13 protein-coding genes and 1 riboswitch are annotated in these 13,845 nt (G+C 48.0%); of the genes, 6 read left to right on the top strand and 7 right to left on the bottom strand.

Annotation, left to right across the window (positions count from 1 at the left end; all coding sequences use genetic code 11):
• Nucleotides 1–47: 47 nt before the first annotated feature.
• Nucleotides 48–395, bottom strand: a complete 348-nt coding sequence (locus B3S86_RS13585) for a hypothetical protein (protein ID WP_290753688.1) — start codon at nucleotides 393–395, stop codon at nucleotides 48–50.
• An 85-nt stretch (nucleotides 396–480) separates the two neighbouring features.
• Between B3S86_RS13585 and B3S86_RS13590 the strand changes: the two genes are divergently transcribed.
• Nucleotides 481–906, top strand: coding sequence for a DUF1801 domain-containing protein (locus tag B3S86_RS13590; RefSeq protein ID WP_290753691.1), 426 nt, complete (start codon nucleotides 481–483; stop codon nucleotides 904–906).
• A 52-nt stretch (nucleotides 907–958) separates the two neighbouring features.
• On the opposite strand, the gene B3S86_RS13595 is transcribed toward B3S86_RS13590, so the two are convergent.
• Together B3S86_RS13595 and B3S86_RS13600 are read right to left on the bottom strand one after the other, a co-directional pair.
• Nucleotides 959–2,197, bottom strand: a complete 1,239-nt coding sequence (locus B3S86_RS13595; protein WP_290753694.1) for an MFS transporter — start codon at nucleotides 2,195–2,197, stop codon at nucleotides 959–961.
• A 26-nt stretch (nucleotides 2,198–2,223) separates the two neighbouring features.
• Complete coding sequence (locus B3S86_RS13600) at nucleotides 2,224–2,679, bottom strand: CBS domain-containing protein (RefSeq protein WP_035411814.1); 456 nt, start codon at nucleotides 2,677–2,679, stop codon at nucleotides 2,224–2,226.
• A gap of 183 nt (nucleotides 2,680–2,862) precedes the next feature.
• On the opposite strand from B3S86_RS13600, the gene B3S86_RS13605 reads away from it, so the two are divergent.
• Nucleotides 2,863–3,285, top strand: a complete 423-nt coding sequence (locus B3S86_RS13605) for a MarR family winged helix-turn-helix transcriptional regulator (RefSeq protein WP_035411811.1) — start codon at nucleotides 2,863–2,865, stop codon at nucleotides 3,283–3,285.
• A gap of 70 nt (nucleotides 3,286–3,355) precedes the next feature.
• Here B3S86_RS13605 and mmuM read toward each other — a convergent pair whose 3' ends face one another.
• The 4 genes from mmuM to B3S86_RS13625 all read right to left on the bottom strand — a co-directional run bounded on the left by mmuM (nucleotide 3,356) and on the right by B3S86_RS13625 (nucleotide 8,593).
• Complete coding sequence (gene mmuM / locus B3S86_RS13610) at nucleotides 3,356–4,288, bottom strand: homocysteine S-methyltransferase (RefSeq protein ID WP_290753700.1); 933 nt, start codon at nucleotides 4,286–4,288, stop codon at nucleotides 3,356–3,358.
• Nucleotides 4,263–5,666 carry an amino acid permease gene (locus B3S86_RS13615; RefSeq protein ID WP_290753703.1) on the bottom strand — a complete coding sequence of 468 codons (1,404 nt, stop codon included), beginning with the start codon at nucleotides 5,664–5,666 and terminating at the stop codon, nucleotides 4,263–4,265. Before B3S86_RS13615 ends, mmuM begins: the two co-directional genes overlap by 26 nt.
• Before the next feature lie 77 nt (nucleotides 5,667–5,743).
• A riboswitch (SAM riboswitch) is annotated at nucleotides 5,744–5,845 on the bottom strand.
• 108 nt (nucleotides 5,846–5,953) lie between these two features.
• Nucleotides 5,954–7,474, bottom strand: coding sequence for a polysaccharide pyruvyl transferase family protein (locus tag B3S86_RS13620; protein WP_290753706.1), 1,521 nt, complete (start codon nucleotides 7,472–7,474; stop codon nucleotides 5,954–5,956).
• Nucleotides 7,475–7,678: 204 nt separating this feature from the next.
• Nucleotides 7,679–8,593 carry a ketopantoate reductase family protein gene (locus tag B3S86_RS13625; protein WP_035411800.1) on the bottom strand — a complete coding sequence of 305 codons (915 nt, stop codon included), beginning with the start codon at nucleotides 8,591–8,593 and terminating at the stop codon, nucleotides 7,679–7,681.
• A 181-nt stretch (nucleotides 8,594–8,774) separates the two neighbouring features.
• Here B3S86_RS13625 and B3S86_RS13630 point away from each other — a divergent pair, with 181 nt between their 5' ends.
• From B3S86_RS13630 to gnd, 4 genes are read left to right on the top strand one after another with little or no spacing between them, the layout of a single operon-like run.
• Entirely contained in the window at nucleotides 8,775–9,491 is a 717-nt protein-coding gene (locus B3S86_RS13630) for a GntR family transcriptional regulator (RefSeq protein ID WP_035411797.1), read from the top strand.
• On the top strand, nucleotides 9,484–11,025 hold the full coding sequence (gene gntK / locus B3S86_RS13635) for a gluconokinase (protein WP_290753714.1): 1,542 nt from the start codon (nucleotides 9,484–9,486) through the stop codon (nucleotides 11,023–11,025). Before B3S86_RS13630 ends, gntK begins: the two co-directional genes overlap by 8 nt.
• Before the next feature lie 24 nt (nucleotides 11,026–11,049).
• Nucleotides 11,050–12,396 carry a GntP family permease gene (locus B3S86_RS13640; RefSeq protein WP_035411791.1) on the top strand — a complete coding sequence of 449 codons (1,347 nt, stop codon included), beginning with the start codon at nucleotides 11,050–11,052 and terminating at the stop codon, nucleotides 12,394–12,396.
• 20 nt (nucleotides 12,397–12,416) lie between these two features.
• Nucleotides 12,417–13,817, top strand: coding sequence for a decarboxylating NADP(+)-dependent phosphogluconate dehydrogenase (gnd, locus tag B3S86_RS13645; protein WP_290753718.1), 1,401 nt, complete (start codon nucleotides 12,417–12,419; stop codon nucleotides 13,815–13,817).
• Nucleotides 13,818–13,845 lie beyond the last annotated feature (28 nt).

The following is a 13,845-nucleotide window of genomic DNA, read 5'->3' on the forward strand; positions in this document are numbered from 1 at the left end:
CCGAATGTCGTCCCTTCTTTTTGTGTTAGCGCCTTTCATCAGCTGATTCAGTAGACGCCAAGTTGTGCTAACGCCTCACTTAAATAACTTTGATCACTGCGAAACTGGTGACTCGTTTGTCCGTCAGACCAACTGATGAAGACACGACCAAGTCGGTCATAGCGTAAGCGGAGACGAATTACTCCCTGCTCGAATACGACTTCACCGTGTAACGACTCATGGACGTGAGCAAAGTTACGGATGAACGCATCATATTGATTGAATGTAACTGAAAACTGGTGTTCACTATTCCGCCCTACCATCTGAATCGTTAGTTCTTCTTGCGTTGGATATACGTATAAGATGTCCCATGATACACTGCTTTCTTCTCCTCGAAACACGATACGATGCTTCATTCGATTTCCACCTCTGAGCCACAGGATATTTACTAGCACTTCTCGAAAGTAACCCATATCTTCTTCATCCGAAAGGAGTCTGCTTATGCCTGATACGCCAAAGACAGGTCCTACCGAACAGTCCGTTGATGCCTTTCTGACACAAGTCGAACCGCCGCAACGTCAAGCAGATGGTATCACACTACGTCAGTTCTTCGAAGATGTCACGGGATATGAAGCCGTCCTTTGGGGTTCATCCTTGATTGGTTTTGGTTCCTACCATTACCGTTACGCCTCCGGCCGCGAGGGCGACAGCTTTTATGTCGGCTTTTCTCCGCGGAAGACGAACCTCGTCCTTTATCTCGCGCTTGGTGAAGACGCAGTCTCAGAACGACTGCTTGCCAGTCTCGGTACGTATCGACGCGGTAAGTCCTGCATCTACGTCAAACGACTGACTGACATCGACTTAGGCGTACTTCGGGAAATGATCGAGCACTCGATCCGCACGTTAAGAACCATGTACCCCTCTTGATTTCAATCAAAAACAGCCGAAGCGAATGCGCTTCGGCTGTCTTGTTATCGAATTAATGTCCGCCTTCCGTCCGGTCGATATGGCGAATGTGTTTGAGATTGACCCCGATGATGATGACGGATAAGAGGACGAAGCCACTTCCGACATAAAACGGTAGATTTGCGTTGAAGATTTCAGCCAATTTACCGGCCATGAATGGCGCGATGGCTGCCCCGAGAAAACGTAGGAAACTGTATGCCGCAGATGCTGTCGAACGTTCGACAGGTGCTGCATCCATGACAGCTGTCGTGATGAGCGTGTTGTTATTCCCAAGCACAGCTCCCGCTAAGATGACACAGACGATGACGACGGCTGGAGTTTCCGTGAAGATTCCCATTAAAAGAAGCAAGATCGCGAATGTGATCAACATCATGATCATCGCTTTGATCGTTCCGAACCATTGTTTCAGTTTCGGAGCCGTTAAGACTGATGTGATCGCAAGCAACATCCCCCAACCGAGGAATACGAATCCGAGTCCTTTCGCTGGTAGTTTCATGACGAATGGTGCATAGGCCATGATCGTAAAGAACCCAACGTTATAAAGTGCTGCGACGATTCCGAGTGTCAAGAGCGAACGATGCTTCATCGCTTGGAACGGTGCTTTTAATGATAACTTTTGTTTTGGTTCAGCAGATGCTGCTGGTTTTGGCATCAAGAAGAGCAAGACGAGAAACGCGATGACCATGATTGTCGCAACACCCATGAATGGGGCGCGCCATGTGATCGAACCGAGTGTTCCGCCTAATAGCGGTCCAATCGAAATCCCAAGACCAACGGCTGCTTCATACAAAATGATGGCTTTTGCTGTTCCGCCTGACGACAGCGAAACGATCGCAGCAAGTGCGGTTGCAACGAACAAAGCGTTCCCAAGTCCCCATCCACCGCGTAACGCGACGAGCGTCCAAATGCTGTCTGCTTGTGAAGCAAAACCAGCAACAGTTGCGATGACGGCGATCCCGAGCATTAATGTTCCTTTTTGACCAATCCGTGATGAGATCGCGCCTGTAATTAACATCGCGAATGCCATGACGGCGTTATAACTTGTAAATAAGAGCGTTACTTCACTTTTGGACGCTTCTAAATTCTCGGCAATCGTCGGTAACACGGGATTGACGAGGCCCATTCCCATGAATGCTGTAATACTGGCGAAAAAGACTGCCCAAACAGCAACCGGTTGATGGAATAATCCATGTTTGCTTTCCGCTAATACCGTTTCCGGCTCAAGCGTCGTTGTTTTTTCAGCAAGTGCCATAGTGTCCCTTCTTTCTATTGAATGTATTATATGAACTGTTTAAACGAATGGCGGATGACGTCGCCTCGACTAATGATCCCAACAAGACGTCCTGCCTTAAGGATTGGAAGCTTTTTGATCCGTTTTGAACCGAGCGTTGCTGCAATCTCTTCCATTTCTGTATCAGCGTCTGCTGTTACAACCTTCCGGCGTGCAAGTTCCATGACAGGTCGATTCAAGATATGACGAATTCGATCTTCATAATCTTCTTCGTCTCCTTTGATGACATCTACATATAAGAATGTATCGACGATGATGTCCTTGTGTTTTCCGATCGCGCGCATGATATCTCCGTCACTGATATAACCGACGACCTCTTGCTCGGCATTGATGACGGGTACGCCGCTAATACCAGATTGAATGAATCGTTCGATGACCGTACGAATCAGATCTGTATCGTTTACCGTAATGACCTCTTGTTTCATCGACTCATAAGCTTTCATCTGAATTCTCCTTTGTCGTTCGTTTCTCATCTACGAAAGTTGTATGATACAATTAAAAGAACAAAAATGATTGTATAATACAACTACAACTCTGTCAAGCCTCTTGCTTTTCGCATTGACAGCTTATCCACATTGGGTAATCATGAGGGACAGAGAGACTTTTTTTGAAAGGGGAGATACCCGATGTCTCAACAATCACTCGAAACCATTGAACTCGAGTTAGCGATCCTGATCCGGCGCTTAACGACGGCGACGGCAGACAATCGTAATTTGGACCGTGCTTCTTATCTCTTACTGCGACAATTAGCGGATTCCGGCAACGTCGGTGTTAAAACACTTGCCCGTGAACTTCAGCTCGATGTCTCGACCGTCAGTCGCCAAGCAGCGGCACTCGATCAGAAGCAACTCGTTGAAAAAGTAAAAGATCCGACAGATGGGCGAGCCTTCTTCTATCATATTACAGATAAAGGACAACAAGAACTCACCATCTACCGAACCGCACGTCTCGCGAGCATCGAACGTCTACTGACAGACTGGCCAGCGGATGATGCAGAAGATTTCGGACGCCTATTGCAACAATTCAATCGCGCCTTGCGCGAACGGTAATGGAATCACACCATTAAAAAAACGGACACGAAATCAATCGATTTCGTGTCCGTTTTTTCGTCATCATTCATCACGTATGAGAAACCTGGCAAACCGAACGAATTTGCGCGATATGTTCCGGTGAAGTTCTACAACAACCGCCAATCAATCGTGCTCCAGCTTCATACCATGTCTTTGCGATGGCTTGGAACGACGTGCACTGATTCGTACCCGACCACGTCTTTGCGACCGGATCATAGACTTCACCGGAGTTCGGATAGACGATGATTGGAACACTCGTCAACGTCTTAACGTGACGGATGAAGTCGGTCGCGTAGGATGCTGGAAAACAATTTGCACCGATTGCTGCAAGTTGCGGATGCTGTCCGATTGTCTCGATGCATATCGCAAGCGGTGTTCCCTCACTGATGTGCGTCGCATCTTGAAGCGAGAACGTCAGCCAAGCAGATACTTCCAGGAACGCTTCGAGAATCCCGAACAACACGACAGCTTCCTCAAGCGACGGAATCGTCTCGAATGCCAGCAGATCAGCCCCCGCTTCAATCAAGGCTTCGATGCGCGGTCTGTGGAAGGCTTCTAGCACATCTGCTGACACACCATAATGACCGCGATACTCAGAACCATCTGCTAAGTAGGCACCATAAGGACCAACTGATCCCGCAATCAATGCGGCACTCTTTCCGCTACGCGTCCGTGCATCTTGCGCTAAGGTAACCGTTTGTCGAATTAACGCTTGTGCTTCCTCGGTCGTGATGTGACGTTGCTTGAATCCTTCGATACTTGCTTGATAGCTTGAGGTGATCGCAACATCGGCGCCCACTTCAAAGTAATCGTGATGGACACGCTCAATCTGTTCCGGTGCTTCGATTAAGAGGCGTGCTGACCAGAGTGGATCGTTCAGGTCGAATCCCTTTTGTTCGAGTTCAGTCGCAAGCGCACCATCTAAAATTAGGAAAGGAACTTCCTGTAATCGTTGATCAACTGGATTTTTGATTCGGGACATCTTCAACACTCCGTTTCTGAGAAGAATTCGTGAACGCATGAACGACATAACAGATCACGATGAATGGGATACCGCAATACAAGGCGACTCGTTGCGTCGGATCAAATCCGATACCAATCAGGGAAATCAAACAGACGACGAAAGCGGCGATCGGTACCAATGGAAAGAGTGGTGTACGATAGACCAATTCGTCGACCGTATGCCCTTCGCGGAGGAATTGTTTCCGGAAGCGATACTGCGCAACGCTGATACTCATCCAGACGACGACGACAGCAAGGCCGGAAATCGAGACGAGCGCAATATAGACACTTCCTGCTGCATAGATGCTAGACAGCAAAGCAAGTCCTCCGCCAAGCATGCTGAACAATACAGCTCGAAGTGGAACCCCACTGGGCGTCACCTGGGCGAAGAAGCGCGGAATCATGCGTTCGTTCGCAAGCGACCAAAGCATCCGGGAGGCAGCGTAAAGCCCAGAGTTCGCTGCCGACAAGATCGCTGTCAGAATGACGAAGTTCATCACGTCTGCCGCATACGGAATTCCGATTCGTTCGAACACCGCAACGAACGGACTTTCGAGCACGCCCTTCCCTTCCGTTGGCAATAAGACGGCTAATACGATGATCGTACCGACGAAAAAGAGGACGAGTCGCAAAATCGTTGTTCGGATCGCAAGCGGAATCGTCCGCTTCGGATCGACCGCTTCACCCGCTGCGACGCCGATCAATTCCGTTCCTGAGTAAGCAAAGTTCACAGCAAGCATCGTCATGAAGATCGCAAATGCTCCATTTGGAAACAATCCTCCTTCCGTTAAGGAAGAAAAGAATGGTGCTGGGCTACCATCTTGTAATGGGATGAAGCCAACGATGGCTCCCGCACCAAGTAAAATGAAAGCAATGATCGTTACGACCTTAATGGCGGAGAACCAAAACTCGACTTCAGCAAATACGCGGACCTTCAAGACGTTGATACCAAGGATCATCGCAGCGAATAATGCACTGAACACCCAGACTGGAATCGACGGGAACCAACGTTGCATTAAAATGCCTGCTGCCGTGAATTCTGAACCAAGGGCGACCGTCCACGTCAGCCAGTAGAGCCAGGCCACCGTATAACCGGTACCGGGTCCGATATACTTCGTTGCGTACTTATGGAATGATCCGGTTTCCGGCATGTGTACAGCGAGTTCGCCAAGACTTAGCATGACTAAGTAGACGACGACGGCTCCGATCAAATACGACAAAATCGTTCCGACACGTCCCGCTTGTTCCAACGTATAACCTGTACTTAAAAATAATCCTGTTCCAATGACGCCTCCTAACGACAGCATGATCAGATGACGTGATTCCATCTTGCGTCGAAAAGCTCCGCTCGTTTTCATGAATCCATTTCCTCCTCGTTCCACCTATTTCAAACAAAAAACGCATCCTCACGGATGCGTCGGTCGACAATTCGGAAATCTTATCGATCGGGTGCAACACCCGCAGGAATTAGCACAGTATCTTTCGACCTGTTGCTGAGGTTTCATAGGGCCAGTCCCTCCACCTCTCTGGATAAGTATGTAATTGTTCCTAACCCTATCAAGTCTTTTCCGAATTGTCAACGCAATTCAGAATACTCCTACCAAAAAACATTCCGTATCGTAATGATCCGGAATGTTAGAACGTTTTATTTTTTAGCAAATAAATCCGCTGTTTTTAAGGCTGCCCGAACCGCTTTCCGGTTCAATGTTCCTTGCTGATGCTTCATTTTCTTCGTTTGAGCAGCCAGTTGTGCTTTGAGCGCCGCAATTTCTTGATCTTTTTGAGTCGTCGTTGTCTGTTTCTGCAATGCTTTGATTTTCTTATCTTTTTCGGCCAATTGCGCTTTTGCCTGTTTTTGCGCATCCGCGATTTTTTTATCTTTTTCGGCTAATTTCTCTTTTGCCTTTATTTGTGTATCTGCGATTTTTTTCACTTGTTCTGGGAAGAAGCGTTCGAAACGAGCTACTGCTTCTTCGAGACTCACGCCAGAAATCGGTTGAACCGGTGGAAGTAGTTCCGCTTGCGCCATTTGACGGTCAAACGGTACATTCTCAGGATAGTTCGTCTCTTGATAAATGTGTTCAAGATCATTCACGTTCAAGAAATCAACGAAGTTGTCGAAGTTACGTGCTTGAACACGTACTGGACTTTGGAAATCAGCATTGGCTACGACGTCGGATAATTGTGTATCCGCTTTGATGTCGTTCGCCCAAATATGCGTCAACTGATGATAATCCGTTAGTTCGCGCATTCGTGCATCCTTTGGAATGAGGATACTCGGCGTACCCGCAAGCGTTGCTGTGATATTTCCATGCAAGCGCGCACCAAAACTGAGGTCTGCCTGCCCGATGAAATCGAACCATGTTTGTGCGTTCAAGAAGAAACGAACACGATCGTTCATGTAAGCAGGATCCGACATCTTCACCGGATAGTTCGTCACGGACAAATCTGCGATCGGATGCGTTCCTGTATACGTCAATTTCAGTTCCTTCATCCATTGGGGAATGAAGTAATGATTCGGATACTCTTCCATTCCGCGCGTAATGAAATCAAGAACATTTTGTGGTGCTAAACGTGACGAGTTGACCGTAATCATCGACTCGGGCGTAATGTTCGTTTCACGAATATGTAAGTCGCGACCAAACGCGTACATCGAAGGACATCCGATGACACGATGATCAATGCCTTCGCGAAAACCAAGACGCGTCAAGTATTTCGACGTGATTTCCCCACGAAGACCAAGCATGCTTGAGCGCTCGAGAACGGCACTGACGAATGCTTTAACATCTTCATCGAACGGGAATCCACCATCTAAGTCTGGTTCAAACGGTGCACGTAATCCTACACCAATGACGACGACTGGAATTTTTAATTTCTTGATAAGGCGGGTGTACTTCCGCAACGTCGGTACGAATTCTTTTCGGAATGCGTCCGCTAACGGAATGACATAAAGATCAAAGTTGGCATTGATTTCGTCCGCCCGTTCTTCATCGTAATAGTAATAGTCCGGTGTAATCGTCGTACCTTCTGTCATCAACGTCCGAAAGATACTGTATTGATAAATGAGATTTCCAACGTTTCCTCCAATGGAATTATGTTTCATCAAATAAGGAGCATCGAACTGTTCGAATGGTGTCATACCTGCACGAATAATAATACGTTTCATAATGGATAAACTTCCCCTCTCGTCTGCTTCATTCGTCCTTGCAAGAAAAAATGCGGAAAAATATATTATCACTTTTTTTCAATCTCATTAACAATAGATGAATTTTATTTCGGAAGTCAACGATTCCTAGGGGAAACAGGTCTTTCGTCATCAAAACGAAACATTTGTACTACTCCATTATTTTTCTAAAATAGAAAAATGTAACTATTTAATCGTTCCAAGATACATGCGTAAGTTTGCTTCGACTAATTTTAAAGCTCTGAACCGTTCTGTCGAAGTAGGTTTTAACAAGGCGCTGAAAAAATGTTCCACTTCGACTGGCTGACCTTTTTCCATATCGCGCAACATCGACGATTTCATCGTATCTTCCATCGCATGCATCTGCTTCAATAGCACCGTTTCTGTATCGTCATTGAAGACCGCGCCCTGTTCTTCCATCGCCTGTTTCGCTTCGTTCATGACGTCTACAATCATCTGACGCCCGACAGCTTCTTCCCGAATCGAACCAATCGCTGAACGAAATAGCGTCGTCACACCCGCAAATGTCGAAATGAAAAGATACTTTTGCCACATGTCATCCATGATATGCATCGAGTACGCCATCGGTGCCTTCGCTTTCGCAAAACGTGTTGCGATCTCCTGCAAACGAGCTGTTGGTTTGCCGGTTCGTGAGCCAAACAACAGTCGATGTGACGGACTCGTCTGTAAAATGCGTCCTTCTGCATCAAGCGTCGATTCAATGAAGCAAAGACCGCCCAGTACACGCTCTTCTCCGAAGACTTCTGTTAACCGACGAATATGTTGCATGCCATTCAATAAAGGAATGATATACGTCTCGTTCGAAACGAATGGCGTAAGATCCTTTAAGACATCATCTAAGTGATAGGCTTTCGTCGAAAGCAAAACGACATCAAATACGTGATCCGGTCGCATGTCTCGTGTCACTAACTGAGGCGTGATCGTGATATCGCCATGAGGACTAGTGATCTGTAGACCTGTTTTTTGTAATTGTTCATATCGCTTCGGACGGACGAGAAAGGTCACCTGTTCACCTTGCTCAGCAAGACGGCCCCCGAAATAACCTCCGACTGCTCCTGCACCTACAACTAAAATGTTCATATGTACTATCTCCTCCTTACCCGTTCTGGTTATTGATTACTCCTTCACCCTAACATATTTGGAACCGATTTCCTGATTGCCAGTTGATCTCTAAGATTTAAGTGAAGCGTTTGCATTTTAAAGAAAAACGTATATACTAACTTGTATACAAGTATACTCACTCTAGAAATCAGGTGATTTTATGTCAGAACTGTTATACCCCTTGAAGTGGTTGTCAAAAGCTTCTGCCGGAGATCGTGTCGCGCACGAACTACGAATGCGGATCATTTCAGGAAAAATTGAAAGCGGTACCATCTTATCCGAAAACAAAATAGCCTCTGATTTTTCAGTCAGTCGCTCACCTGTCCGTGACGCGTTAAAGGTGCTTGCAGCCGAACAGTTGATTCGTCTCGAACGAATGGGAGCGGTCGTCGTCGGTTTATCCGAGCGCGACATTCAAGAAATCTATGATGTCCGGTTACTCATCGAAACGTTCGTCTTCGAGCGACTTGTTAAGGTCGAACGGGCAGAACTCGTCCGTGAACTCAGCAAAATTCTCGAAATGATGAAGGTTGCCATCAAATATAAGGATGCTGATGAATTCTCTTTCCAAGACGTACTGTTTCATGAAACGATCATCCGCTCGATCGATCATGGGTATGTCAGCATGATTTGGCAAAATCTCAAACCAGTCATGGAAAGTTTCATCCTCCTATCAATGCGGGTACGATTCGAGGAAGACATCGAAGACTTTGAACGCATCCTCGCGAACCATGCCTTGTATATCGAAGCGATCGAGACAGGAGATCGTGAACGGATGGTTGCTTCCTTACATCAGAACTTTGATGATGTTCAGGAAGTCGAAGATCTCTGGAAAACGCAACAAATGATGTCGAAAGGAGTCGATTCACATGACTGAATACATGTTAGGCGTCGATATCGGAACGACGAGTACGAAAGCAGTCTTATTTACGACAAAAGGAGAGGTCATCGGACAAACGAACGTCGGTTACCCACTCCACACACCGAACCGTTCGACGGCGGAACAGGATCCGGAAGAAATTTTTGATGCCGTACTCGAATCCATCCGATTGATCACAAAACGTCATCCGAGCATGCCACCGAAGTTCGTCGCGTTCAGTAGTGCCATGCACAGTTTGATTGCGATGGACGCACAACATCAACCGTTGACTGCCTGCATCACATGGGCGGACAGTCGGAGTGAAGCATGGTCGAACAAGATTAAGGAACAATATGGTCTCTCGATCTATCACCGGACCGGGACACCGATTCATCCGATGTCACCGCTTAGCAAAATCAGTTGGCTCGTCGAAGATCGTCCGGAGCTCCACGCTCAAACGAAAAAATATGTCGGGATCAAGGAGTTCGTGTTCCAAAGACTGTTCGGAACATATGTCATCGACCACTCTCTCGCTTCAGCAACTGGTCTCTTTAATATTCATGAATTAGGTTGGGATACGGGCGCACTGCATGTCGCGGGTATCGATGCAAGCTATTTATCGGAACCCGTACCGACAACGACGTCATGTACCGGACTTAATACTGATTACGCACGACAAATGGAACTATCCGTCGATACGCCGTTCTTAGTCGGTGCCAGTGATGGTGTCCTCTCCAATTTAGGTGTTAACGCGATTCGCAAAGGGGAAATCGCGATCACGATCGGAACGAGCGGTGCCATCCGAACGATCATTGATCGTCCACAGACGGATGAAAAAGGACGAACGTTCTGTTACGCACTGACCGAGGACCACTGGGTCATCGGCGGCCCCGTCAATAACGGAGGAATGGTCTTACGGTGGATTCGTGACGAACTCGCTTCAGCAGAAGTCGAGACAGCAAAACGCCTCGGCATCGATCCGTATGCTGTCCTGACGAAGATTGCCGAACGCGTCCGCCCGGGGTCCGACGGTCTGTTGTTCCATCCTTACTTGTCCGGTGAACGAGCACCGCTATGGAATCCGGACGTCAGCGGTTCATTCTTCGGTTTGACGCTCTCACACAAAAAAGAGCACATGATCCGGGCAGCACTAGAAGGCGTCATCTACAATCTGTATACCGTCTTCCTCGCACTCGTCGAATGCATGGATGGTCCTGTGACGCGGATTCAGGCAACCGGTGGATTTGCCCGGTCTGAAGTCTGGCGCCAAATGATGGCGGACATCTTTGAGTCGGAAGTCGTCATTCCGGAAAGTTTCGAAAGTTCATGTCTTGGCGCTTGTATTCTCGGACTGTATGCGACAGGGGAAATCGATTCGTTCGAAGTCGTATCCAAGATGATTGGGGAAACACATCGCCATGTACCAAATGAAGAAGCGATGCATGAATATCGTCAGCTTTTACCGATTTTCATTAGTCTAGCGCGGACATTATCCGAAGACCACAAACGAATTGCTATGTATCAACGGAGCTTGATTCAAGAGGAAAACTAACTTAATCTTTTGGGGGAAGTCATCATGCCTTTAGTCATCGTAGGAATTGGGATCGTCGCATTGCTCGTTCTCATCATGGGGTTAAAATTAAATACGTTCGTTTCACTCATCATCGTTTCCTTTGGCGTTGCACTATTACTCGGTATGCCGCTCGATCAGATCGTCAAGACGATCGAAGCCGGTATCGGAGGAACACTCGGTCACCTAGCTCTGATCTTTGGTCTTGGTGCGATGCTTGGAAAGCTAATCGCTGACGCCGGGGGGGCGCAGCGAATCGCGATGACGCTTGTCGCACGATTCGGGGAAAAGAACATCCAATGGGCGGTCGTCGTTGCTTCGTTCATCATCGGAATCGCACTCTTCTTCGAAGTCGGACTCGTTCTGTTGATTCCAATCGTCTTTGCGATTTCACGCCAGCTCCGCGTCTCGATCTTATATCTTGGGATCCCAATGGTCGCAGCACTGTCTGTCACGCACGGCTTCTTACCACCTCACCCAGGTCCGACCGTCATCGCAGGGGAGTATAAAGCCAATATCGGGGAAGTCTTATTGTATGGTTTCATCGTTGCTGTTCCGACAGTCATCATTGCTGGTCCTGTTTTTACGAAGATCGCAAAACGACTCGTACCTGAATCGTTTACACGCACAGGAAACATCGCGTCACTCGGGGAACAAAAAGAATTTGATTTAGACGAGACGCCAGGTTTCGGTATTAGTGTCTTCACTGCGATGCTACCGGTCCTCTTGATGTCGGTCGCAACGATCTTCACGCTTTTACAAGAAACACTCGGCTTGGGTGAGAGTAGCGTCATCTCGGCGATCGAGTTCATCGGGAACGCCTCGACGGCGATGTTGATTTCGTTACTCGTCGCGGTCTACACGATGGGGATCGCCCGTAAGATTCCGATGCAAACGGTCATGGAATCTTGTACGACGGCCATCGCCCAAATCGGGATGATGCTATTGATCATCGGTGGTGGCGGTGCCTTCAAACAAGTCTTGATTGACGGCGGCGTCGGTACATTCGTCGCACAATTATTTGAAGGATCGGCGTTATCTCCGATTCTGCTCGCTTGGTTGATCGCTGCGATTCTGCGAATCTCACTTGGTTCTGCGACAGTCGCTGCCCTTTCGACAGCAGGTCTCGTCATTCCGTTACTGGAGCAATCTGACGTCAACTTAGCGCTCGTCGTCCTTGCGACTGGTGCGGGTAGTCTAATCGCTTCACACGTCAATGATGCGGGCTTCTGGATGTTTAAAGAATATTTCGGTTTATCATTAAAAGAAACGTTTGCGACATGGACTGTGCTTGAGACGATCATTTCCGTTTGTGGACTTGGGTTCGTTCTTCTCCTCAGCCTCGTCGTCTAAGAAAAGGAGTCGTTCTACTTATGCAACATTCTATCGGAGTCATCGGGCTTGGCGTCATGGGACGCAACTTAGCACTGAATATGGCAAGTCATCAAGAAGAAGTCGCCATCTATAACTACACACGTGATTTAACGGACGATCTCGTTGCACACGATGAGGGATTACCACTTCATCCGTACTACGATATCGAAGCATTCGTACAGTCACTCGCCCGTCCGCGTAAAATCTTCATGATGGTCACGGCCGGCAGCGCGATTGATTCAGTCATCGAATCGTTACTTCCACATCTCGAAACAGGCGACATCATCATGGATGGTGGGAATTCCCACTTCCTTGATACGGAACGTCGCTTCGACGAACTCCAACGACACGGCATCGAATACATCGGCGTCGGCGTATCGGGTGGTGAAGTCGGTGCACGGACCGGTCCTGCGATCATGCCGGGTGGATCGAAAGAAGCCTACGAACATGTCGCACCGATCTTGACGAAGATCGCCGCTCACGTTGAAGGCGATCCATGTTGTGTCTATATCGGTCCGAAGGGCGCTGGTCACTTCGTCAAGATGGTCCATAACGGGATCGAGTACGCTGACATGCAACTGATCGCTGAAGCTTACAGCTTCCTTCGTTTCCGCCTTGGACTCGACGTGACGGAAGTTGCAGACATCTTCGCCGAGTGGAACGCAGGCGAACTGAAAAGTTACCTGATTGAGATCACAGCGGACATTCTCCGGAAAACGGATGACGAGACAGGGCAACCGTTGATCGATGTCATTCTCGATCAAGCTGGTCAAAAAGGAACCGGAAAATGGACAAGCTTACAAGCAATTGATAATGGAATCGCCTCTTCGATCATCACGGAAGCCTTGTTCGCTCGTTACCTTTCAGCTGTTAAAGAAGAACGCGTCGCAGCGTCTGCTGTTCTGAAGGGACCAGAAGACTTGTCATCGCTTGAGCGGGACGCGTGGATCGAACGGATTCGTCAAGCGCTTTATATGGGGAAAGTCGCAGCTTACGCGCAAGGCTTTACCCAGTACCGGACATCGTCTGAACTATACGACTGGAACTTACGCCTTGAGGAGATCGCCTTGATTTTCCGTGGTGGATGTATCATCCGGGCAGACTTCTTGAATGTCATCAGTGAAGCGTTCAAAAACGACGCGAACCTCTCGAACTTAATGCTCGCCCCATTCTTCGCTGAGAAAGTACAGGCGTATCAAGAATCGTTACGCCACGTCGTTGCCGAGGGTGCGCTATCTGGTTTTGCGCTCCCATGTCTATCGACGTCGTTGACGTATTATGATAGCTACCGGACAGCAAACTCGAATGCCAACATGTTGCAAGCCCAACGCGATTATTTCGGTGCGCATACGTATGCTCGAACAGACCGCGAAGGGATCTTCCACACGGACTGGCAATAAAGAATACAGCTCCCGACTCCTGTTTCAT

Source organism: Exiguobacterium sp. UBA3968, assembly GCF_002385115.1.
In the GTDB taxonomy this organism is placed as follows: Bacteria; Bacillota; Bacilli; order Exiguobacteriales; family Exiguobacteriaceae; genus Exiguobacterium_A.